Source organism: Micromonospora sp. DT31 (genome assembly GCF_049841795.1).
Taxonomy (GTDB): Bacteria; Actinomycetota; Actinomycetes; order Mycobacteriales; family Micromonosporaceae; genus Micromonospora.
The window spans coordinates 234,843-256,815 of sequence record NZ_JBNCKZ010000001.1 but is presented as its reverse complement, the minus strand read 5'-3'; the positions used below and the strand labels follow the sequence as shown (position 1 = coordinate 256,815).

18 protein-coding genes and 1 pseudogene are annotated in these 21,973 nt (G+C 73.4%); 9 read left to right on the top strand and 10 right to left on the bottom strand.

Annotated elements, in window-relative coordinates:
- Positions 1 to 27: 27 nt before the first annotated feature.
- Positions 28 to 192, top strand: a complete 165-nt coding sequence (locus ACLQ2X_RS01030) for a hypothetical protein (protein WP_425678977.1) — start codon at positions 28 to 30, stop codon at positions 190 to 192.
- Positions 192 to 1,157: an N-acetylmuramoyl-L-alanine amidase gene (locus ACLQ2X_RS01025; RefSeq protein WP_425678976.1), complete on the top strand. Its 966-nt coding sequence runs from the start codon at positions 192 to 194 to the stop codon at positions 1,155 to 1,157. The genes ACLQ2X_RS01030 and ACLQ2X_RS01025 overlap by 1 nt, the downstream gene beginning before the upstream one ends.
- A gap of 141 nt (positions 1,158 to 1,298) precedes the next feature.
- Here ACLQ2X_RS01025 and ACLQ2X_RS01020 read toward each other — a convergent pair whose 3' ends face one another.
- Both ACLQ2X_RS01020 and ACLQ2X_RS01015 read right to left on the bottom strand, forming a co-directional pair.
- The gene (locus ACLQ2X_RS01020; RefSeq protein WP_425679524.1) at positions 1,299 to 1,856 is read right to left on the bottom strand and encodes a GNAT family N-acetyltransferase; all 558 of its coding nucleotides are present in this window, start codon (positions 1,854 to 1,856) and stop codon (positions 1,299 to 1,301) included.
- Positions 1,857 to 1,889: 33 nt separating this feature from the next.
- Positions 1,890 to 3,893, bottom strand: a pseudogene (locus ACLQ2X_RS01015) (penicillin acylase family protein); the annotation flags it as partial.
- Between the two features lie 238 nt (positions 3,894 to 4,131).
- Between ACLQ2X_RS01015 and ACLQ2X_RS01010 the strand changes: the two are divergent.
- Genes ACLQ2X_RS01010 through ACLQ2X_RS00995 form a run of 4 tightly spaced genes read left to right on the top strand, consistent with a single transcriptional unit; the run spans position 4,132 to position 9,341 of the window.
- Entirely contained in the window at positions 4,132 to 5,679 is a 1,548-nt protein-coding gene (locus tag ACLQ2X_RS01010) for a pyridoxal phosphate-dependent decarboxylase family protein (protein WP_425678975.1), read from the top strand.
- A 25-nt stretch (positions 5,680 to 5,704) separates the two neighbouring features.
- Positions 5,705 to 6,991 carry a lysine N(6)-hydroxylase/L-ornithine N(5)-oxygenase family protein gene (locus ACLQ2X_RS01005; RefSeq protein ID WP_425678974.1) on the top strand — a complete coding sequence of 429 codons (1,287 nt, stop codon included), beginning with the start codon at positions 5,705 to 5,707 and terminating at the stop codon, positions 6,989 to 6,991.
- On the top strand, positions 6,988 to 7,560 hold the full coding sequence (locus ACLQ2X_RS01000) for a GNAT family N-acetyltransferase (RefSeq protein WP_425678973.1): 573 nt from the start codon (positions 6,988 to 6,990) through the stop codon (positions 7,558 to 7,560). Before ACLQ2X_RS01005 ends, ACLQ2X_RS01000 begins: the two co-directional genes overlap by 4 nt.
- On the top strand, positions 7,557 to 9,341 hold the full coding sequence (locus ACLQ2X_RS00995; RefSeq protein ID WP_425678972.1) for an IucA/IucC family protein: 1,785 nt from the start codon (positions 7,557 to 7,559) through the stop codon (positions 9,339 to 9,341). The genes ACLQ2X_RS01000 and ACLQ2X_RS00995 overlap by 4 nt, the downstream gene beginning before the upstream one ends.
- A gap of 69 nt (positions 9,342 to 9,410) precedes the next feature.
- Here the strand turns inward: ACLQ2X_RS00995 and ACLQ2X_RS00990 are convergent, their stop codons facing one another.
- The 6 genes from ACLQ2X_RS00990 to ACLQ2X_RS00965 all read right to left on the bottom strand — a co-directional run bounded on the left by ACLQ2X_RS00990 (position 9,411) and on the right by ACLQ2X_RS00965 (position 16,739).
- Entirely contained in the window at positions 9,411 to 10,316 is a 906-nt protein-coding gene (locus ACLQ2X_RS00990; protein WP_425678971.1) for a siderophore-interacting protein, read from the bottom strand.
- A gap of 46 nt (positions 10,317 to 10,362) precedes the next feature.
- Complete coding sequence (locus tag ACLQ2X_RS00985; protein WP_425678970.1) at positions 10,363 to 12,471, bottom strand: iron ABC transporter permease; 2,109 nt, start codon at positions 12,469 to 12,471, stop codon at positions 10,363 to 10,365.
- Complete coding sequence (locus ACLQ2X_RS00980; protein ID WP_425678969.1) at positions 12,468 to 13,454, bottom strand: ABC transporter substrate-binding protein; 987 nt, start codon at positions 13,452 to 13,454, stop codon at positions 12,468 to 12,470. The genes ACLQ2X_RS00985 and ACLQ2X_RS00980 overlap by 4 nt, the downstream gene beginning before the upstream one ends.
- Positions 13,455 to 13,482: 28 nt before the next feature.
- A complete protein-coding gene (locus tag ACLQ2X_RS00975) occupies positions 13,483 to 14,292 on the bottom strand; it encodes an ABC transporter ATP-binding protein (protein ID WP_425679523.1) in 810 nt (269 codons plus the stop codon).
- 163 nt (positions 14,293 to 14,455) lie between these two features.
- Positions 14,456 to 16,078, bottom strand: a complete 1,623-nt coding sequence (locus ACLQ2X_RS00970) for a cellulose-binding domain-containing protein (RefSeq protein ID WP_425678968.1) — start codon at positions 16,076 to 16,078, stop codon at positions 14,456 to 14,458.
- A gap of 190 nt (positions 16,079 to 16,268) precedes the next feature.
- Positions 16,269 to 16,739 (bottom strand): hemerythrin domain-containing protein, encoded by a 471-nt coding sequence (locus ACLQ2X_RS00965; RefSeq protein ID WP_425678967.1) that lies wholly within the window; start codon positions 16,737 to 16,739, stop codon positions 16,269 to 16,271.
- Positions 16,740 to 16,974: 235 nt separating this feature from the next.
- On the opposite strand from ACLQ2X_RS00965, the gene ACLQ2X_RS00960 reads away from it, so the two are divergent.
- Positions 16,975 to 18,141: a serine hydrolase domain-containing protein gene (locus ACLQ2X_RS00960; RefSeq protein WP_425678966.1), complete on the top strand. Its 1,167-nt coding sequence runs from the start codon at positions 16,975 to 16,977 to the stop codon at positions 18,139 to 18,141.
- A 51-nt stretch (positions 18,142 to 18,192) separates the two neighbouring features.
- On the opposite strand, the gene ACLQ2X_RS00955 is transcribed toward ACLQ2X_RS00960, so the two are convergent.
- Positions 18,193 to 18,849, bottom strand: a complete 657-nt coding sequence (locus ACLQ2X_RS00955) for a response regulator (RefSeq protein ID WP_425678965.1) — start codon at positions 18,847 to 18,849, stop codon at positions 18,193 to 18,195.
- On the bottom strand, positions 18,837 to 20,063 hold the full coding sequence (locus tag ACLQ2X_RS00950; RefSeq protein ID WP_425678964.1) for a sensor histidine kinase: 1,227 nt from the start codon (positions 20,061 to 20,063) through the stop codon (positions 18,837 to 18,839). Before ACLQ2X_RS00950 ends, ACLQ2X_RS00955 begins: the two co-directional genes overlap by 13 nt.
- A gap of 168 nt (positions 20,064 to 20,231) precedes the next feature.
- On the opposite strand from ACLQ2X_RS00950, the gene ACLQ2X_RS00945 reads away from it, so the two are divergent.
- On the top strand, positions 20,232 to 20,441 hold the full coding sequence (locus tag ACLQ2X_RS00945) for a hypothetical protein (RefSeq protein ID WP_425678963.1): 210 nt from the start codon (positions 20,232 to 20,234) through the stop codon (positions 20,439 to 20,441).
- A 146-nt stretch (positions 20,442 to 20,587) separates the two neighbouring features.
- Positions 20,588 to 21,970 carry a glycoside hydrolase family 43 protein gene (locus ACLQ2X_RS00940; protein ID WP_425678962.1) on the top strand — a complete coding sequence of 461 codons (1,383 nt, stop codon included), beginning with the start codon at positions 20,588 to 20,590 and terminating at the stop codon, positions 21,968 to 21,970.
- Positions 21,971 to 21,973 lie beyond the last annotated feature (3 nt).

Genomic DNA, 21,973 nt, shown 5'->3' with positions numbered 1-21,973 from the left:
GCCGAGCGCCGACGCCCGAGGAGCGCCATGCCCACGTCACGATCCCCCCGACTGCGCCGCCGAGGCCTGCTCGGCGTCCCGGCCCTGGCGGCCGCCGCGCTGACCGTGGCCGCCCGCCCCGGCGCGGCCGTCGCCGCGCCCGTCGCCGCGCCCAAGGCCGAGTGCCTCGCCGACCTCCTCCAGGAGCGGTGATGGCGACCATTCCCTGGCTGGTGGACGTGCTGCGCGCCGCGGGCGTGCAGGTCGTGGTCGAAGGTGACTGGCTCAACCGGATGCGCTCCGGATCCTTCGACCCGATCGGGGTGCTCTGGCACCACACCGCCGCCACCTCCAGCGCCAGCAACCCGCACCCGGCGCTCAACGTCTGCATCAACGGCCGTTCCGACCTGCCCGGACCGCTCTGCCAGGCGCTCGTCGACTACAACGGCGTCTTCCACGTCATCTCCGCCGGCCGGTGCAACCACGCCGGCACCAGCGGCGGCAGCGGGCCGATCCCGGCCGGCGACGGGAACACCCTGATGATCGGGTGGGAGATCGACTACAACGGCGTCGACCAGCGGATGACGACCGCCCAGTACAACGCCAGCATCGCCGCCACCGCGGCCGTGCTGAAGCGCCTGGGCAAGGACTCCAGCTATGCCCGCGGGCACCGGGAGACCAGCACCAGCGGCAAGATCGACCCCTCGTTCATCGACCTGAACACGATGCGCGCCGACGTGGCCGCCAAGATGGCCGGCGGCGGCACCGGCTGGTCGTCGATCGTGGACAACGCCACCGCAGGTCGTTTCACCGCCAGCGCCAACTGGGGCACCTCCACCTATTCCGGGCAGCGCTACGGGGCCGACTACCGCTACGCCGACCCGGTGGCGGCAAGCGACGCCGCCTGGTACAAGTTCAACGTCCCCCGCACCGGCAACTACCGGGTCGACGCCTGGTGGCCGGCGAACGCAGGCTACAACGCCGCCACGCCGTACATCGTCGCCACCACCACCGGGAACCGGACGGTCACCGTCGACCAGCGGGCGACCGGCGGTCAGTGGCGCGTACTGGGCACCTTCACCCTCGCGGCCGGCGACGCCAACCGGGTGGCGGTGAGCCGGTGGAGTTCCTCCGCCGGCCTGATCATCGCCGACGCGGTCCGGCTCACCCAGGTCTGACCGGTTCGCGGCGCGGCCGGTGGCCGCGCCGCGAACATGGGCATCCCGCATCGCCGGGGTGGCGGCATCGCGGTCGCGGTGACCCCGCCATCCCGGCGCGGGGATCGGTCGCGCCGCGGTCCCGACTCCGGTCGCCGCGCCTCACCCCGACGGGCGGTCCGACTCGAACCGCTCCCGGGTCAGGAACGCCAGCCGGGCTCGCTTGCCGGGCATGTCGATCTCGTCGCCGAACGTGAAGCCCTCGATCCGCAGCCGGCGCAGCATGGCCTCGTTGCGCACATCCGGCTCGGCCACGACGCGGCGCGCTGCCGGATCGCGCAGCAGGAAGCGGACCAGCGCCGGGAAGACCGCGCCGGTCAGGGAGCCCGGGTACCGCCTGGGCGGGTCGAGCAGCAGGTGCATCCCCACGTCGCCCGGACCGACCGGATAGCGCTCCCCCACCGGGTCCGCCTCCGGCTGGTAGGTCTGGAACAGCCCGACCGGCTCGCCGTCCAGCATGACCAGGTACGCGTGGTGGGTGTCCAGCCCGTCGAGGAACGCGTAGATCTCGCGTACCTGGTCGAGGGTGTGCGAGCCCATCCCCCAGAACACGTTGCGGGGCCGGGTGACCCAGTCGTGCAGCAACCCGGCGTGCTCGTCGGGGCGTACCGGCGCCAACGCCAGCTCGCCGAGGTCGGGAATCCGCTCCAGGTGGGTCACTGTCGTCCCGTCTCTCGTGGATGCTGCGGCGGGCAGCGGGATCAGCGTCCCGGCGGCCCAGTGGCTCAGTTGGTCGGCGAAGTGCGGGTCCGCCGGCTGCCCGGAGGCGCCGAACGGGACGATCCAGCCACCGGCCGCCCGGTCGGTCAGGTCCCACACGTAGCGGGCCACCGGGCCGCGCCAGCAGGCGTCGGAGACGCCGGGGACGCTGGCGGTGGCCAACACGCAGTCGGTGTCCCCGGCCAGCGCCACCCGTGCCCGCATCGCGGCGACCTCGGCGGAGATCTCGGTCGCGACGTCCAGGTGCACCGGGTGCAGGACGTGCCGGCGGCCCCAGGGCTCGGGCGCCGGCCCGGCCGCGACCTCGGCCAGCGCCCGTTCCGCGGCCGGCGCGACGTCCGCGCCGAGGTGGACGACCAGGTGGTCCAGGGCCAGGCCGATCCGGGCCGCCGCGCCGGTCCACGCAGCGAACAACTCGTCGTACCCGGACGGTCCGTCGAGGGCTCGCAGCCGCGGGTGTACGCGCAGCCGCCGGGCCAGCGCCGCCCGCCACGCCGCGTACGCACCGGCCTCGGTCGAGCCGGCCGCCATCGTGCGGTCCCAGGCACGCAACCGTTCCCGCAGCGTACGCGCGGGCGGGTCGAGCCGGTCCGGGTCGAGGCGGTCCAGCAGCCGGTGCACCGGGCCGGCCGGGAGCCGGTCGTCGGTGTGCACGGCGGTGGGTGCGACGCCCTGGGCCAGCAGTGCCCGGATGCGCCCGGCCCGGTGCGGCGGGGCGAAGTCCACGCCGTGCGCGGCGACGTCGGCGCGGCGGTCGTTGGCGCACACCGTCACGCCGTCGACCGGTTCGTCGACCGGCGGCAGGTAGTCGCCCCGCCAGTGGTAGCGCGCCGCCCAGCCGGGCACCGGCTCCCGGCGGCACCGCTCGTCGCGTATTGGGACCAGGCCGGCGACCAGGCGGCGCACCGACCCGGCGGTGTCCGCGGTGAGCACGCTGTTGACCGGCTCGACCCAGTGGCGCAGCGCGTCCGCCACGTCACCGGCGTGCTTGGCGCGCAGCAGCGGCAGCAGCGCCTCGAAGCCGAGGCGGGCCTCCACCCGGCTCGGGGTGCGCAGGCTGATCGCCTCACCGGTGATCCGGTCGTGGTCGACGACCGGGCCGCGCGGCGTCTCGATGATCTCCACCGGTTCCGGGTCGCCGCCGCGGACGGTGATCTGCTCGACGTGCCGGTCGGCCGGCACCCAGCCGCCGGTGTCCCGCACGAACACCCGGTCCCCGTCGCGGCGCAGGTGCTCGCGGTAGAGGTCCTGGTAGTCGGCCATCGCGTTGGTGACCGCCCAGGCGACGTGGCCGGCGTGGCCGAAGTGCGGCAGGCCGGGTACGCCGGGGAAGGCGAGACCGACCACGTCGAACTCCGGGCACGCCAGCCGGACCTGCTGGTAGACGCCGGGCAGTTCGAGCACCCGGTGCGGGTCGCCGGCGATGACCGGCCCCCGCCCGGTGACCGGGTCGCCGGGCAGCGCCCAGGCGTTGCTGCCGGCGCACGCCGGTCCCTCCACGGCGAACAGTCCGACCGCGTCCGGGCCGAGCGTACGGGCCACGTGCGCGTGCCAGAGCTTGTTCGGGAAGGTGGCGAAGAGCACGTGCTGGACGAGGAAGACGCCGAGTGGTGACCAGGGCTGCCAGGGCTCCGGCGCGCCGCCGGTCGCGGCGAACTCCGGTGCGGCGGCGGCGCCCTCGGCGAGTCCGGCGTTGACGCCGTCGACGTACGCCTCGACCCACCGCCGGGTGGCCGGGTCGAGGCGTTCGTGGCAGCGCCGGGCGGTGTCGTCCAGCCTGGCGCGTCGGGCGAAGCGGTCCCAGGCCACTTCGGACCGGCCCACCCGGGCGGCCAACCGGCCTTGCGCGCGCCACCGTTCGACGCTCATCTGCCAGGCCCGGTCGTGTGCGGTGACCCGACCCTGAAGGCGCGCGAGCGCGTCCACGTCGTCGGCCCACAGGTGCGGCACCCCCCACGGGTCGCGATCGACGCGCATCAGCGGCCTCTTCCGTCGCGGCGGGTCGGGTCGACGCTCCACAGTGACATCAACGTAAGCTAACCTCTCCTCACCGGCCGGCTTCGGCCGGTGGCTCTCAGTGGGCGATGGGCAAGCGTTCGCAGGGATATTCCGGGTGAAACCCGGGTAACCTGCTTGATACTTAGGTGAGCCTAACCTAATCTGATCCCCGCGGCGCCCGCCGCCACGCCTGCCCGAACGACCGCTGGGACATCGCATGAGTTCGATCGGTAGCCCCTCCGGCACCGTGTCCACCGACGCCGCCCGCAAGGCCGCCGACGCACGGGCCCACCTGTTCCACGCCGGCACGCTCGGGGCCTACCGGGACGCGCTGGCGCGCGGCGTCGACCGGGTCACCCGGCGGGTCGGCGAGACCGAGCGGCCGTTCACCGGCGTCACGCCGGAGGCGCTGGCCCCCGTGGTCGCCGGCATCGACCTGGACCGTCCGCTGGGTGACACCGACGCCGCCCTGGACGAGTTGCACGACGTCTGGCTGCGCGACGCGGTGTGGTTCCACCACCCGCGCTACCTGGCCCACCTGAACTGCCCGGTGGTCATCCCGGCGCTGCTCGGCGAGGCGGTGCTCAGCGCGGTCAACGCCTCGTTGGACACCTGGGACCAGAGCGCGGGGGCGACACTCGTGGAACGCCGCCTGATCGACTGGACAGCCGGGCGGATCGGATTCGGCGACACCGCCGACGGCGTGTTCACCAGCGGCGGCACCCAGTCGAACCTCCAGGCGATGCTGCTGGCCCGGGAGGAGACGTACCGTCGGGTGGTGGGCGGCGCCGCCACCCGCCCGGACCGGCCGCAGGTGGTGTCCCGGCTGCGGGTCGTCACCTCCGCGGCGGGCCACTTCAGCGTGCAGAAGGCCGCCAAGCTGCTCGGCCTGGCCGCCGACGCGGTGCTCACCGTCCCCACCGACGCCGACCGACAGATGCGCACCGACGAGTTGGCCCGCGTCCTGGACCGCTGCCACCGGGACGGGCAGGTGGTGATGGCGGTCGTGGCCACCGCCGGCACCACCGACTTCGGCTCCGTCGACCCGCTGCCGGAGATCGCCGACATCTGCGCCGCCGCCGGCATCTGGATGCACGTCGACGCCGCGTACGGCTGCGGGTTGCTGGTCTCCCCCACCCGCCGGCACCTGCTCGACGGCATCGCGCGGGCCACCTCGGTGACCGTCGACTACCACAAGTCGTTCTTCCAACCGGTCAGCTCCAGCGCGCTGCTGGTCCGCGACGGCCGGGTGCTGCGCCACGCCACCTGGCACGCCGACTACCTCAACCCCGCCCGGGCGGTCGAGCAGGGCATCCCGAACCAGGTCGACAAGAGCATCCAGACGACCCGCCGGTTCGACGCGTGCAAACTCTGGCTGACGCTGCGGATCATGGGGCCGGACGGGATCGGCGCGCTCTTCGACCAGGTGGTCGACCTGGCCGGCGAGGCGTGGCGGCGGCTGGATGCCGACAGCCGTTTCGAGGTGGCCGCCCCGCCGAGGCTGAGCACCGTGGTCTTCCGCTACCGGCCGCCCGCCGCCCGCCCCGACCTGGTGGACGAGGCCAACCTGCACGCCCGCGAGGCGCTGGCCGCCTCCGGTGCCGCCCTGGTCGCCGGCACCAAGGTCGACGGCGCCCACTGGCTCAAGCTGACCCTGCTCAACCCGGAGACCACTGTGGACGACGTCGTCGCGGTCCTCGACCTCGTCGCCGGACACGCCGCGTGGTACACCGCCGCCGCCGACCTGTCCTGCCCGGTCGGCTGACCCCGTCGCGTCAGGAGCACCGGACATGTCGACCCACGACTTCATCGCCGTCGGGCTGGGCCCCTACAACCTCGGCCTGGCCTGCCTCACCGCACCGCTCGACGACCTGGACGGGCTGTTCCTGGAAGCCCGCGACAGCTTCGACTGGCATCCCGGGATGCTGCTCGAATCGACCCGGTTGCAGACGCCGTTCATCGCCGACCTGGTCACCCTCGCCGACCCCACCTCGCCGTACTCGTTCCTCAGCTATCTCAAGGAGAGCGGCCGGCTCTACCCGTTCTACATCCGGGAGAGCTTCTTCCCACTGCGCGCCGAGTACAACGACTACTGCCGCTGGGCCGCCGGCAAGCTGTCCACCCTGCGGTTCCGGCACACGGTCACCGCCGTCGGGTACGACGAGAGCGACGGCCACTACGTGGTCCACGCCGACACCCCCGACGGGCCGGTCACCCACCGGGCCCGACACCTGGTGCTCGGCACCGGCACGCCGCCGTACCTGCCGCCGCCCTGCACCGGCCTGGGCGGCGACCTGATCCACAACTCCCGCTACCGGGAACACCGGGAGGCGCTGCGGGCCAAGCGCAGCATCACCGTGGTCGGCAGCGGGCAGAGCGCCGCGGAGATCTACCACGACCTGCTCGGTGACATCGACACGTACGGCTACCAGCTCACCTGGGTCACCCGGTCGCCCCGGTTCTTCCCGCTGGAGTACACCAAGCTGACGCTGGAGATGACCTCACCGGACTACGTGGACTACTTCCACGCGCTGCCCGAGCCGACCCGCTATCGCCTCGAAGCGGCGCAGAAACCGCTGTTCAAGGGCATCAACGCCGACCTGATCAACGAAATCTACGACCTGCTGTACGCCAAGAGCCTGCACGGACCGGCACCGACCCGGCTGCTGACCAACACCGAGCTGGTCGAGGCCGCGTACGCCGACGGCCGCTACCGGCTCGGCCTGCGGCACACCGAACAGGACCGGGCGTTCACCCTGGACACCGAGGGGCTGGTGCTGGCCACCGGCTACCACTACCGGGTGCCGGAGTTCCTCGCCCCGGTGCGCGACCGGCTCCGCTGGGACGCACACGGCCGCTTCGACGTGGCCCGCAACTACAGCGTCGACCACACCGGGCGGGGCGTGTTCCTGCAGAACGCCGGCACGCACACGCACAGCATCACCTCACCCGACCTGGGCATGGGCCCCTACCGCAACTCGTGGATCATCCGGGAGATGACCGGCCGGGAGCACTACCCGGTGGAGAAGGCGATCGCGTTCCAGGAGTTCGGCGTGCCGGCCGGAGCGCTGGCATGACCGCGTTCACCCACGCCGACCCGCGGCTCGGCGAGTTCGCGCTGCGGCCGCTGGACCCGGACGCCGACGCCGCGCTGCTGCACCGCTGGGTCACCCACCCGAAGGCGGCGTTCTGGCTGATGCGCGACGCCGACGTGGCGGAGGTCGCCGAGGAGTACCGGCGCATCGCCGCCCACCCGCACCACGACGCCTACCTGGGTCTCTGGCGGGGACGGCCGGCGTTCCTGGCCGAACGGTACGACCCCGCGCAGGTCGAACTGGTCGGGCTGTACGACCCGGAGCCCGGCGATGTAGGCATGCACTTCCTCTGCGCGCCCACCGACGCGCCGGTGCACGGCTTCACCCGGGCCGTCATCACCACGGTGCTGGCCTGGCTGTTCGCCGACCCGGCCACCCGTCGGGTGGTGGTCGAACCGGACGTGCGCAACACCGCCGTGCACGCGCTCAACGCCGCCGTCGGGTTCGCCGTCGTCGGCCCGATCCGCAAGCCCGAGAAGGAGGCCCTGCTGAGCGTCTGCACCCGGGAGCGGTTCCGGGCCCCCACCGTCGAGGAAGAGGTGCCCGCGTGAACGCCGGCTCGTCCGTGGACCACCTGACCCCCGAGGCCTGGGCGACCGCCAACCGGCTACTGGTGCGCAAGGCGCTGGCCGAGTTCGCCCACGAACGCCTGCTCACCCCCGAGCCGGCCGACCCCGGGTGGTGGGTCGTACGGGGCGACGACACCACGGTGGAGTACCGGTTCGCCGCCCGGCGGCTGGCGCTGGAGCACTGGGAGATCGACGCGGGCAGCATCAGCCGGCACCGCGACGGCGTGCGGCTGCCCCTGGACGCCGTCGAACTGTGCCTGGAACTGCGCGGCGCGCTCGGCCTCACCGACGCGATCCTGCCGGTCTACCTGGAGGAGATCACCGCCACGCTGGCCGGCACCGCGTACAAGTGGGGCAAGCCCGCGGTGAGCGCCGCCGAACTGGCCGCCGCCGACTTCCAGGCGATCGAGACCGGCATGACCGAGGGGCATCCGTGCTTCGTGGCGAACAACGGCCGCATCGGCTTCGGGGTGCACGAATACCACGCGTACGCCCCGGAGGCCGCCGCGCCGGTCCGGCTGCTCTGGCTCGCCGCGCACCGCGACCACACCACGTTCACCTGCGCCGCCGACCTGGACTACGACACGCTGCTCCGCGCCGAACTGGGCGAGCCGACCCTCGCCGGGTTCGCCGCCACGCTCACCGGGCTGGGCCTGGACCCGGCCGACTACCTGCTCATCCCGGTGCACCCGTGGCAGTGGTGGAACAAGCTGGCGGTCACGTTCGCCGGTGAGGTGGCCCGGCGCCGACTGGTCTGCCTCGGCGAGGGGCCGGACGAGTACCTGGCGCAGCAGTCCATCCGCACTTTCTTCAACATCAGCGACCCGACCAGGCACTACGTGAAGACCGCCCTGTCGGTGCTGAACATGGGCTTCATGCGCGGCCTGTCCGCCGCGTACATGGAGGCCACGCCGGCGATCAACGACTGGCTCGCCGGGCTGATCGAGGACGACCCGGTGCTCAGGCGGACCGGCCTGTCGATCATCCGGGAGCGGGCCGCGATCGGCTACCGGCACCGGCAGTACGAGGCGGCGACGGACCGCTACTCGCCGTACCGCAAGATGCTCGCCGCGCTGTGGCGGGAGAGCCCGGTGCCCGGCCTGGAGCCGGGACGGCGGCTGGCGACGATGGCCTCGCTGCTGCACCTGGACCGCGACGGGCGGTCGCTGGCCGGGGCGCTGATCGCGCAGTCGGGGCTGCCGGCGGCCGACTGGCTGCGCCGCTACCTCGACGCGTACCTGGTGCCGCTGCTGCACAGCCTGTACGCGTACGACCTGGCGTTCATGCCGCACGGCGAGAACGTCATCCTGGTGCTGCACGGCGCCGTGGTGGAGCGGGTCGTGTTCAAGGACATCGCCGAGGAGATCGTGGTGATGGACCCGGACGCGGACCTGCCCGAACGGGTCCGGCGGGTGCGCGCCGCGATCCCGGAGGACGAGAAGATCCTGTCCATCTTCACCGACGTCTTCGACTGTTTCCTGCGGCACCTGAGCGCCACCCTGCACGGTTCGGGCGTGCTGGACCAGGACGACTTCTGGCGCACGGTCGCCGGGTGCGCCACCGACTACGCCGCGAGCGTGCCGCACCTGGCCGACCGGATGAGCCGGCACGACCTGTTCGCGCCGGAGTTCACGCTGTCCTGCCTGAACCGTCTCCAGCTGCGCGACAACCAGCAGATGGTGGACCTCGCCGACCCGTCCGCCGCGTTGCAGTTCGCCGGCACCCTGGTCAATCCGCTGGCCCGCCACGCGCCGGCGCGATGAGCACCGCCCCCGCCGTGCGCGGGGCGCGGCGGGGGCGGTGCGGGCGGCGACCCGGAGGAGGCGCCGTGGTCAGCACTCGGCGCGGCCGGCCCGCCAGTAGCCCATGAACGCCACCGCGCGGCGGTCCAGGCCCCGCTCGGTGACCAGGTGCCGGCGCAGGCCTCGGATCATCGCCGCCTCGCCGGCCAGCCAGGCGTAGAGCGGGGCGCGGTCGGGCCGCTCCGGCACCTCCCAGAGGATCTCCCGGTCCACGTCCACCTCGGCCAGCGGCTGGTCGGCGAGCGGCGCGGCCGGTGCCGGCAGCAGGCGGCCGGCGAGGCTCGTCACGGCCGAGGTGAGCCGGCTGCCGTGCGCGGCGCCGGCGCGGGGCAGCCAGGTCACCGTGACCCCGGCGGGTGCCCGGTACGGCGTTTCGTCGCCCGGCTCCGGCACCTCGACCAGGGCGTGCCCCCGGGCGTCGGCGGGCAGCCGGTCCAGGATCGCGCAGATCGCCGGTGCGGCGGTCTCGTCGCCGGCCAGCAGCAGCGTCGCCCCGGCCGGCGGCTGGAACTCGACGCCGCCGTGTCCGCCGGGCCAGCCGGCGTCCGGGCCGACGACGGCGAGCCGGTCGCCGGGCCGGGCCCGCCGCGCCCACCGGGTGGCCGGGCCGCCGTCGCCGTGCAGGGCCATGTCCAGGTCCACCTCGTACGCCTCCGGCCGGACCGCCCGGACCGTGTAGGTGCGGATCGGGCTGCGCAGCCCGGCCGGCAGTTCACGCCAGCGGGCGTACCAGTCGGGCCCGTCGGGCAGTTCCCCCGCCGCACCGTCGACCACCGGCAGGGCCAGCTTGATCCGCTGGTCGTAGCCGTTGTCGGCGAACCGGTCCAGGTCCGGCCCGGTGAGTGTGACGCGCAGGAAGGACGGGCCGAGCCGGCGCAGCGCGCGGACCTCGACGGTGAACACTCGCCAGGGCGCGACGGCCAGGGTGCTCGTCATGCTGACTTCCTCTCACGGCCGCCGGGCGGCGCGGTCGATGGGCGGGTTAGCGGGTGCCGGCCGCGACGCGGGAGCGCCACAGCAACCAGACGAAGTACGGGGTGCCGATCAGCGCGGTGACCAGACCGGCGGGGATCTGCGCGGGTGCGATCACGCTGCGGCCCAGCGTGTCGGCGAGGCTGACCAGGGTGGCGCCGAGCAGCACCGCCACCGGCAGGACGCGGGTGTGCCGGCCGCCGACCAGCGCGCGGGCGGCGTGCGGGGCGACCAGGCCGACGAACCCGATCACCCCGACGGCCGACACGGCGGTGGCGGTGAGCAGCGCCGCCACGCCGAGGGCGACCAGCCGGGCCGGTTCCAGCCGGACGCCGAGCACCCGGGGGGTGTCGTCGTCGAGGGCGAGCAGGTCCAGTTCGCGGCGCACCGCCGCGACCGCGGGCAGGGCCAGCAGCAACGCGATCGCCACCGGGAGCACCTGCGGACCGGTGCGCCCGTAGGTGGAACCGGACAGCCAGGTCAACGCCTTGCCGGTGTTCCACGGGTCGGAGGAGACCACGATGAACGTGATGATCGCGGTGCCGCCCTGCCAGACCGCGAAGCCGATCAGCACGAGCCGGTCGGAGTTGAGCCCGCGCCGGCGGGCCAGGCCGTAGACGAGCGCGAACGCGGTGACGGCGCCGAGGCCGGCGGCGCCGGAGAGCGCGGCCACCCCGGCCATCGGCGCGAAGGTCAGCAGCGACACCGCGCCGATGCCGGCACCGCCGGTGATGCCGAGGATGCCCGGTTCGGCCAGCGGGTTGCGGCAGACCGCCTGCACGGTGGCACCGGCCAGCGCGAGCGCGGCGCCGGCCAGCAGCGCCGCGGCGACCCGCGGCCACCTGGCGTCCAGCACGAAGGTGTACGCCGGACCGGTGCGGCCCTGCACCCAGTTGACGATGTCGCCGAGCAGCACCCAGGTGTCCCCGGCCAGCATGCCGAGCACCAACGCGGCGGCGGCGGCGACCGCGCAGACCGCGACGACGGCGGCGACGAAGCCGCGGGAGCGCACCGCGGCGTGGCCGCCGGGCGCCTGCCGGGTGGGTCCGGCGTCGCGGTGCCGGCGGGCCAGCCAGACCAGCAGCACCGCGCCGAAGAGCGTGGTGACCACGCCGGTCGGCACGTCCACCCCGGCCTGCCCGCCGAGTACGACGCGCAGCAGCACGTCGGAGCCGAGCACGATGACCACGCCGACGATGCCGGACAGGGGCAACAGGACTCGGTGCCGGTGGACCTCGGGCACCCACCGGCCGAGCAGCCGGACGATCACCGGCGCGCCGAGCCCGACGAAGCCGATCGGCCCGGCGAGGGTGACCGCGGCGGCGGAGAGCAGCACGGCCAGCAGCACCACGCTGAGCCGGGTGCGGCGCACGTCCAGCCCGAGCACGGTGGCGGTGTCGTCGCCGAGGGCGAGCAGGTCCAGCCGGTGCCCGAGCGCCACGAGCAGCAGCGCGGCCAGGCCGATCAGCGGGGCGAGTTGGGTGAACGCGGCCAGGTCGCCCTGCACGAGGGAGCCGTTGCCCCAGGCGAACAGGCCGATCGTGGACTGCTCGAACAGCAGCATCAGCAGCATGGTCAGCGAGGCCAGCGCCATCGCGGTGGCCGAGCCGGCGAGGATCAGCCGGGTGGTCGCGGCCTGGCCGCCGGCGGAGAGCAGCATGACCAGGGCGGCGGCGACGAGCCCGCCGCAGAACGCCAGCCCGCCGGCGGGCAGCGCCGGCAGCGCGATGCCGAACGCGGCGGTGGCGACGATGGCCAGGTGCGCACCGGCGTTGACCGCGAGCGTGTCCGGCGAGGCGAGCGGGTTGCGGGTTGTCGACTGCAACGCCGCGCCGGCGAAGCCGAGCGCGACGCCGACGGCCAGGCCGGTGAGCAGGCGCGGCAGGCGGGAGGCGACGAGCACCCGGGCGGCCTCGTCGTCACCGCCGGTGAGCAGCCGGAGCAGGTCCGGCGCCCCCACCGAGGACGTGCCCTGGGTCAGGTGCACCGTGGTGATCGCCGCGAGCAGCGCGACGGCGAGGACGAACGCGCCGACGACCCGGCTGCGGGCGGGCGGCGGCGCCACCGGGGCCGGCCGGGTGGCCGGCTCCGGTGGGGCGGGAGCGGTGAGCTGGCTCAAGCCGCGTAGACCTTCACGAACTGGTCGACGTACTGCTTTCCGGACAGCGGGCCGCCGAAGGTCCAGATGCCGTTCGGCATCTTGTGCAGCTTGTTCTGCTGGACGAAGGGCAGGGCCCGCCAGATCGCGTTGCCGGCGAGACCGTCGGCGAAGACGTCCTCGCCGTCCGAGGCGTTGTAGAAGAAGTGCAGGTCCTGGCCCTTGAGGACGCTCAGCCCTTCGACGTCGGTCTGGCCCAGCCCCCACATCTCGTCGGTCTTGCCGGTCCAGGCGTTCTTGAGGCCGAGCTGGATGCCGAGCTGGGAGACCAACGCCCCCTGGCCGAACATCCGGATCGAGACGGTGCTGCCCTGCTTCCAGCCGTCGGCGATGGCGAACTGCCGGCCGGCGGCGCCCGCGTCGGCGATCTTCCTGCGGCCGTCGGCGAGGGCGGTGTCGAAATCGGCCAGGAGCTTGTCCGCCTGCGCGGTGCGGCCGGTGGCGGTGGCGATCATGGTGAGGTCCGACCGCATCCGCTTGATGTTGTCGGTGGCGTCGCTGCCCTTGGTGACCAGCACCGGGACGTACTTCTCCAGCTGGGTGACGACGGTCGAGCCGCGCTCGGCAGCCATCACCACCAGGTCCGGCTGGAGGGCGACGATGGCGTCGACGCTCGGCTCGCCCCGGGTGCCGACGTCCTTGACGCCCGGGTCCAGCGGGGCGGCGGTGACCCAGGTGGCGTACCCCTTGGGGTCGGCCGCGCCCACCGGCATCACGCCGAGGCCGACGAGCATCTCCACCTCGCCCCACTCCAGTCCGACGACCTTGCGGGCCGGGCTCTTGAGGGTGATGGTCTTGCCGCGGCTGTCGGTGACGGTGACCGGGCCGGTGGCGGCGGCGTCCGGCGTCGGAGCGGTGGCGGCGGGCGCCTCGGTGGTGCCGCAGCCGGCGATCAGCAACGCGGTCGCGGCGGCGGCGAGCAGGGTCAGACGGTTACGCAACATCGTTTCTCTTCTGTGGGGCAGGGGTCGGTCAGGCGGGGACGCGTGTCGTGTGCCGGCCGACGGGACGTGTGGAGAGCAGGTGGGTGAACGGGTCGACGGTCACCTCGACGCGGATGCCGTAGGCCTCGGTGAGCGCCGCCTCGGTGAGCACCTCGTGCGGCGTGCCGGTGCCGCGCACCCGGCCGTCGTGCAGGAGCACGACCTCGTCGGCGACGGCGGCGGCCTGGTTGAGGTCGTGCAGCACCACCCCGACGGCGACGCCCGCGGTGTCGGCGAGTTCACGCATCAGGTCGAGGATCTCCACCTGGTAGCGCAGGTCGAGGAACGTCGTCGGCTCGTCCAGCAGCAACACCGCGGTGTCCTGGGCCAGGCAGGTGGCCAGCCAGACCCGTTGCAGCTCGCCGCCGGACAGCTCGTCGACCGGTCGGGTGGCCATGGCGTCGACGCCCGTCACCCCCATGGCGCGGTCGATCGCGGCGGGACCGTCCGGGTCGCCGGAGCGCCAGCGCTGCCGGTACGGGTGCCGGCCGTAGCCGACCACGTCGCGGACGGTGACCCCGCTCGGGGTGGGTCGGCTCTGCGCGAGCAGCGTGACCCGGCGGGCGAAGTCGCGGGCGGTGAGCGCCCGGGCGGGCGTGCCGTCGGCGAGCACGACCTCGCCGTGTTCCAGCGGGTGCAGGCGGGCCAGCCCGCGCAGCAGCGTGGACTTGCCGCTGCCGTTCGGGCCGACAAGCGCGGTCACCGCCGCCGGTCGCAGCGTGATGGCCGCGTCGTGCACCACCGTGGTGCCGTGGTAGCCCAGCCGCAGTCCGCTGCCGCGCAGGCCGTCGGCCCGCATCGTTCCGCTCGTCACGCAGGTTAGGCTAACCTAACCAGTGATCATCTTGTCAAGCACTCCCCGGGCATCGTTCGAATCACCCGTCCGGGGTCGTCGATCATGAGGTTGACGGCGTGACCGGCGGTCGACACCACCGCCAACCTCATGATCGAAAGGCTGGGGCTCAGAGGGAGACGGGGCGGCCGCCGAGGGTTATCTGTAGGCGCCCGTCGGAGGCGAAGGACCAGCCCAGGGCACCCGAGTGGGCGGCGCAGCGGGAGCCGTTGGCGCCAGAGAAGAACTGGTTCGAACCGTCCACGTTGCCCACGGTCTTGTCGTTGGACCCACTGCCGCTGCGGCAGGACGTGTTGTTGCGGAAGACCGAGGTGCCGGCGTCGAACGAGAAGTTGCGTTCGGTGTTGTCGATGCTCAGGTTGTTGGAGATCGTCATCGTGCCCGGGTTCCGGTTGTAGGTGAAGCCGTGCTTGCCGTTGCGGTACGCGATGGTGCGCCGCACCGTGTGGTTGACCGCGATGTCCTCACCGCCGAGCTTGAAGCCGTTGCGGTCGCCGTTGCCGTTCTGGGTGCCGTTGCTGAGCGTGCCGTTGCTGTAGGCCAGGGAGTCCTCGATGGTTACCGGCCCGATCGCCCCGGTGTCGGTCTTGGTGTACAGGTCCCAGCCGTCGTCGATGTTGTGGTGCGACACCGCGTACCGGAAGACGTTGCCGCCGCCGACGGTGAGTTTCGCCGCGAACCCGTCGGCGTCCTCGCCGTCGGAGTCGGCGTTGTCGTGCGACTCGACGCTGAGCATGAGGTTGTTCGCCGGCCACTGGTCGCGCGGCGTGGTGGAGGCGATCCGGGACAGTTGCAGCCCGGTGTCGCGGTTGAAGCGGGTCACCGTCCGCTCGATGACGTTGTTGCTGCCGCCGACGAAGATGCCGTTGTCCCCGGCGCGCTCGACCACGATCCCCCGCACGTGCCAGTACGAGGCGTTCAGCGCCAGCCCCCGGTTGGCCGGGTCCTCGCTCATCGCGGAGAAGTTCAGGATCGGGGTCTCGCCCGGGTAGGCGTACAGGTTCTTGCGGGCGGTGGCGGCGCCGTCGTTACCGGCGGCGACGGTGACCGTCTGGGCCAGGTTGTAGGTCCCCCCACGCAGGTAGACGGTGCCGCCCGCGCCGACGCGGGTGAGCGCGGCGGCGACGGTGGTGGGGTTGGCCTGGGTGCCCGCCGCCCCGGCCGTGCCGTTCGGCGCGGCGTAGACCGCGCCGCTGGTGGGGGGCGGCGTGGTGGTCGGCGGGGGCGTGGTCGGGGGCGGCGTGGTGGGTGGTGGCGTGGTGGGCGGCGGGGCGCTGGTCGGCGGCGTGCCGGTGGTGGGCGTGACCCCGCCGGTGCAGGCGACCCCGTTGACCGCGAAGCTGGTCGGGGACGGGTTGCTGCCGTTGTTCCACGCGCCGTTGAACCCGAACGACGTGCTCGCGTTGGTGGCGAGGTTGCCGTTGTAGCTGACGTTCGCGGCCCGGACCGAGGCGCCGCTCTGCGCGATGTCCGCGCCCCAGCTCTGGCTGACGGACTGTCCGGCGCCGAAGGACCAGGTGACGGCCCAGGAGGCCAGCGGGTCGCCGAGGTTGGTGAGGGTGAGGTTGGCGGTGAAGCCGCCGGACCACTGCGCGGTCACCGCGTAGTCGACGCGGCAGCCGGCCGCCGCCTGGGCGGCGGTCGCGCCGACGGCCAGGCCGGACGCGGCGAGTGCCGCCGCCGCGGTGGCGGCGGCGGTCCACAACGCCGTACGACGCTGTCGGTTGGTCATGGTGTTCTCCTGCGGGTGTGGTGTGGCGCCCGCAGCGGTGCACACCGATGCCCGGTCGGTGTGGGTGCGGGCCTTCCTACCCGGACGTGGCGCCCGCGCCGGCGGCGGTACCCGCCACCCGTGCAGTAAGCGCTTTCAGCGCAGCCTAACGATGGACGTCGATATGGTCAAACCCGGTCCGGACCGGTGGTCAGAGCGGCCCGAACACGTCGGCCGGGTCGGCGTCCAACGACAGCGTCTCCAGCACGGCGAGCAGTTGCCGCTCCTCGTACCGGAAGTGCGACTCCATCACCGCCGACACCCCGGCCAGGTGCCCGCCCACCTCCTCGGGTGGGGCGTCACGGGCCACCGCGGCGGCGAGTCCGGCCAGCAGGTGCCCGATCATCGAATGGTCCTGCCGCAGCCGGTGCAGCGTGTCGCGCAACTCGGGATGCCGCCGCCCGATGGCCGGGAACAGATCCCGGTCCTCGCCCTCGTGGTGGGCGTTCAACGCGGCGCAGAACCCGTGGCAGAACAACAGCAGATCCCGCGTCGCCGGCACCGCCGGCTCACCGGCGTCCACCGCATCCCGGGTCACCCGCAACGCGGCGCGCAACCGATCGTGCACGGCGCGCATCTCTCGACTCCAGGCCACCAGCCTGGTCTGTTCGCCCTCAGTCACGCGAGGAGGGCGAAGGGGCGGCGACGGTCATCTCCGCGCTCCCTCCGGTCCGGCGCCTCCATGCCTGACACGGCCTGCCACCGACACGCGACGCTGTCCGCATCCTACGTCACGACACGCGCCGACGCGGGTAGCGCCTGCGCTACCCGCGATCGGGCAGCAGGCGGGATGGAGGACGGGGCCCGGCTCGCCGAGGCTGGAGTCGTACCCGTCGACCGTCCCCTGAGGAGTATCGATGACCCGCCGAACCTTTCCGGTGGCCGCCGCCGCGGTGGCCCTGCTGACCGCCACGGCCCTGGGCGTGCCCGCCGCGTCCGCCGCCCCCGCCAACCCGGACACCCACCGCAGCGACGCCGTCCAACAGCGACTCGACCGCCTGGTCGCCGAGCACGGCTTCCCGGGGGCGCTGGCCTCGGTACGGGCCGACGGACGGGTGCGCGACTACACCGCGGGCGTCGGGGACCTCCGCACCGGCGCCGGGATCCCCCGCGACGCCCGGGTGCGGATCGGCAGCAACACGAAGACCTTCACCGCCGTGGCCGTGCTCCAACTCGTCGGCGAGGGCCGCGTCGACCTCGACGCCACCGTCGAGCGCTACCTGCCCGGGGTGGTGCGCGGCAACGGCAACGACGGGCGGCGGATCACCGTACGGCAGCTGTTGCAGCAGACCAGCGGACTGCCCGACTACGACGACGTGCTGTTCACCCAGCCGCAGGACCTGGTGGACCGCGCGCACGCGTACCTCGACCCGCACCGGCTGGTGGCGGCGGCGCTCACCCGGTCCCGGAGTTTCCCACCGGGCGACAGGTGGGAGTACAGCAACACCAACTACGTGCTGGCCGGCCTGATCGTCGAGCGGGTCACCGAACGGCCGATCGGCGAGGAGATCACCCGGCGGGTCATCGAGCCGCTGCGGCTGCACGACACGTACTGGCCGCACGCCGGCGAGCAGGACCTGCCCGGTCGGCTCCCCCGCGGCTACGTGGCGGTCGCGCCCGGCGCGCCGTGGGTGGACGTGACCCGGATGGACCCGTCGCTGGGCTGGGCCGCCGGTCAGCTCGTCTCCACCCCGGGCGACCTGCGGACGTTCTTCGAGTCGCTGCTGGCCGGCAAGCTGCTCAAGCCCGCCCAGCAGGCGGCCATGACGCGCACGGTGGCCGCACCCGGGTTCGAGCCGAGCGGGGTCTGGGAGTACGGCCTGGGCATCGCCCGGCACCGGCTGCCCTGCGGTGGGGACGCCTGGGGGCACGGCGGCGACATCCAGGGCTTCGAGACGCGCAACCTGTCCACCACGGACGGGCGCAGCGCCGTGGTCGCGGTGACCGCGCTGCCGACCGGACTGGACATGCTCGAAGCGGTTACCAGCACCGTCGACGCCGCGCTGTGCGGCACGCGCCGCTGACCGGCAACCGTGCGCGCGCCGCCTCCCGCGGGAGGCGGCGCGCGTGTCGGTCTACCGCCGGGCGTCGTGCAGGTAGCGCAGCACCGCCGTGACCCGGCGGTCGGCCCGGTCGTCCGGTGCCAGGCCGAGCTTGGCGAAGATGCTGCGGATGTGCTTGTGCACCGCGCCCTCGGTGACGAACAGCCGCTGGGCGATCGCGCCGTTGCCGAGCCCTTCGGCCATCAGCGCCAGCACCTCCTGCTCCCGGGGGGACAGCTCGGCCAGCGCGGTGTCCGGCCGGCGGTTGCGGGCCAGCAGTTGCCCGACCACCTCCGGGTCGATCACGCTGCCGCCGTCCGCGACGCGGTGCAGGGCGGCGAGGAACTCCTCCACCCGCCCGACCCGCTCCTTGAGCAGGTAGCCCAGGCCGGACGCGCCGGCCGAGAACAGTTCGGTGGCGAACGCCTGCTCGACGTACGCGGACAGGACCAGCACGGCGAGGCCGGGTCGGCGGCGGCGGGCCTCGACCGCGGCGACGATGCCCTCGTCGGTGTGCGTCGGCGGCATCCGCACGTCCACGATGGCCACGTCCGGATGGTGCGTGTCGACCGCCTCCAGGAACTCCTCCGGGGTGCCGGCGGCGGCGACCACGTCCAGGTCCTCGGCCCGCAGCAGCAGGGCCAGCCCCTCGCGCAGCAGCGCGTCGTCCTCGGCGATCACGATCCGCATGGCAGCTCCACGTGCATCCTCGTCGGTCCTCCCGGTGGACTGGTCACCGTCATCCGCCCGTCGTACGCCTCGACCCGCCGCCGGATGCCGGTCAGGCCGGAGCCGCGTGTCTCGTCGGCGTCGCCGCGCCCGTCGTCCCGCACGGTCACGAGCAGCCGGTCGGCCTCCCGGCGCACCGCGACGTCCACCGCGTCCGCGCCGGCGTGCCGGACCACGTTCGTCAGCGCCTCGGCCACCACGAAGTACGCGGTGGCCTCGACCGCCGCCGCGCAGCGCACGTCCACGTCGACTCGCAGGCGGCACGGCACCGCGCACTCCGCGGCGAGCCCGGCCAGCGCCCCGGCGAGTCCCCGGTCGTCGAGCACCGGCGGCAGGATGCCGCGCACCACGGTACGCAGCTCGCCGAGCGCCTGTTCGGCCGCGCTCTGCGCCCGTTCCAGGATCTCGTCGGCGCGGGCCGGGTCGCGCCGCAGCGCCCGCCGCGCGGCACCCAGCAGCACGTTCACCGCGACCAGCCGGTTCTGGGTGCCGTCGTGCAGCGACCGCTCGATGCGGCGCAGCTCCACCGCGTGCGCGTCGAGCGCGGCGGCCCTGGTGGCGGTCAGCTCGGCGACCCGAAGCGACAGGTCGACCCCGGGCGGCAGGGGCAGCAGCCGGCGACCCGGCCAGGCCTGGAGGCGGGCCAGCCGCGGGCCGATGGTGAGGGCGAGGGCCAGCCATCCCACCCCGAGCAGCCCGACCGCGAGCGCGTCGGGCAGTCCGTCGATCCGCCACCAGACGATGCCGGGGGCGCCGGCCCCGGGCGGCAGCAGCCGGTACCACAGCGGGAACGTGGTGTCCTGCACGGCGTAGAGCGGCAGCACGAGGGCGAGCAGTCCGGTGGCGAAGCCCAGCAGCCCGTGCGCGACCACCCACCGCAGTTCCCGCCGTACGACCGGGTCGCGCAGCGCCGGACGCAGCCCCTGCGGCACCGGCCCGGGCGTCGGCACGGGCGGCCCCCAGTGGGACAGCCGAGCCCGCTCCCGGTCGGCCACGGTCCGCACCGCCTGCAACAGCCCGGGTACGAGCAGCAGGCCGACGCCACCGAGGCAGGCCGCCGCGACGACGAGCGCCCCGAGCAGCGCGCCGAGGGCCAGCACGGCGGTGCCCAGCCCGCCGACCAGGTGCTCCAGCGCGTCCACCGAGGCGCGGACCCGCCCGCGCACGTGTTCCATGTCCGGCCCACCCCCGGGCGTCACCATAGGTCACCGGTTGCGCGGCGGGGCAGCCCCGGGCGGGGAAGGTACAGCCTGCTGTACCTCTGTCGTCGCGTTGGCGGGATCGTGGCCGCGAAGCCGTCCGCCTAGCGTCGTCGGTAAGGAAACACCGACGAGGAGGCAGTCATGAACGAGTCGTACCGCACCGCCGAGAATCCCGCGCCGCGGGCGGTCACCCGGATGCGTCCGCTGCTCTGGCTGGCGCTCGTCGTCGCCGTGGTGGGCAACGTGGCGCTCTCCGCCATCATGGACAACCCGGTGGCCGGCTCGGCCTTCGGCACGGTGGCGCTGCTCTGCGGGGTGACGCTGGGGGTGGATCGCTACCGCAACCGCTGACCAACCGACGCTCACATCGCCGTCGATAGATGGGTCAGGGGCACTGGCGAAGGCCAGGGCGTTGACAGCCGCCGATATGAACGCCACGCTAAGAGCAATTGTTAGCGTTAACGCGGCCGTCATCTCCCGCAGCGAAAGGCACCACCGTGCCCCTGACCCGACGCGCCTTCACCCTCGGCGCCCTCTCCACCGCAGCCGCCGCCACAGGCGTCCTCGGCGTGGGCCGGGCGGCGCTCGCCGCGTCCAACACCGCGTACGCGATGGCCTACTTCACCGAGACGCCAAGCGGCGTCGGCGCCGACTACGGCCTGCACCTGGCCGTCAGTCGGGACGCGCTGAACTGGACCCCGTTGAACCGGAACAACCCGGTGGTCACCCCGACCGCCGGGCAGCTCGGCCTGCGCGACCCGTACGTGCTGCGCCGGCAGGACGGCACCTTCGTGGTCCTGGCCACCGACCTCAAGGGCACCAACTTCGGGTCGACCAGCCAGTACCTGCACGTCTGGGACTCCACCGACCTCACCGCGTTCACCGGCTACCGGCGCATCCGGATGCACACCCTGGACACCCACACCTGGGCGCCCGCCGCGTTCTGGGACGCCGCCCGCGGCCAGTACGCCATCGTCTACTCCGCGAACAACGGCCGGGACGTGTTCCTGGTCAACCACACCAGCGACTTCCGCACCGTGAGCGCACCGCAGGTCTACTTCAGCCCCGGCTTCGGCGTGCTCGACGGGGACGTGGTCGTCGACGGCGGCACCACGTACCTCTACTACAAGAACCTCGCCGACGGATACCTCTACGGCGCCCGCTCCAGCACCGGCGCGCCGAACAGCTTCACCACGTACACCAGCGGGCTACGGCAGGGCAACGCCGTCGAGGCGCCCCTGCTGCTGCGGACCAACGAGGGCGGCTGGCGGCTGTGGGGCGACTCGTTCAGCCCGGTCAACAACGACTACTACGCCTGGTCCACCAGCAGCATCGCGGGCAACTCCTGGGCACCGCTGAACCAGCGCGACTACACCCCGCCACTGAACGCCAAGCACGGCTCGATGATAGGCGTCACCGACGCCGAGTACACCGGCCTGGTCAACCGCTGGGGCACCCCCGACTGGGTTCGCCTGAAGTCGTCGAACCTGCCCGACCGCTACGTGCGGCACGCCAACCGGCTGGGCCGCGTCGACCCCTACCCGTTCGACCCGTACCAGGACCAGATGTGGCGGCTGGTGCCCGGCCTCGCCGACCCGGCCGGGGTGTCCTTCGAGTCGGTCAACCTGCCCGGCAACTACCTGCGGCACTACGACTACGCGATCCGGCTGGACCCGGACGACGGCACCGCCACGTTCCGCGCCGACGCCACGTTCCACCGCACCGCCGGCCTCGCCGACGCCGCCTGGTCGTCGTTCCGCTCGCACAACTTCCCCACCCGCTACCTGCGGCACTACGACTACCGGCTGCGCATCGACCCGCTCGACGCCGGCTCCGCCGCGATCGACCGCCAGGACGCCACCTTCCGGATTACCGCGTAACCG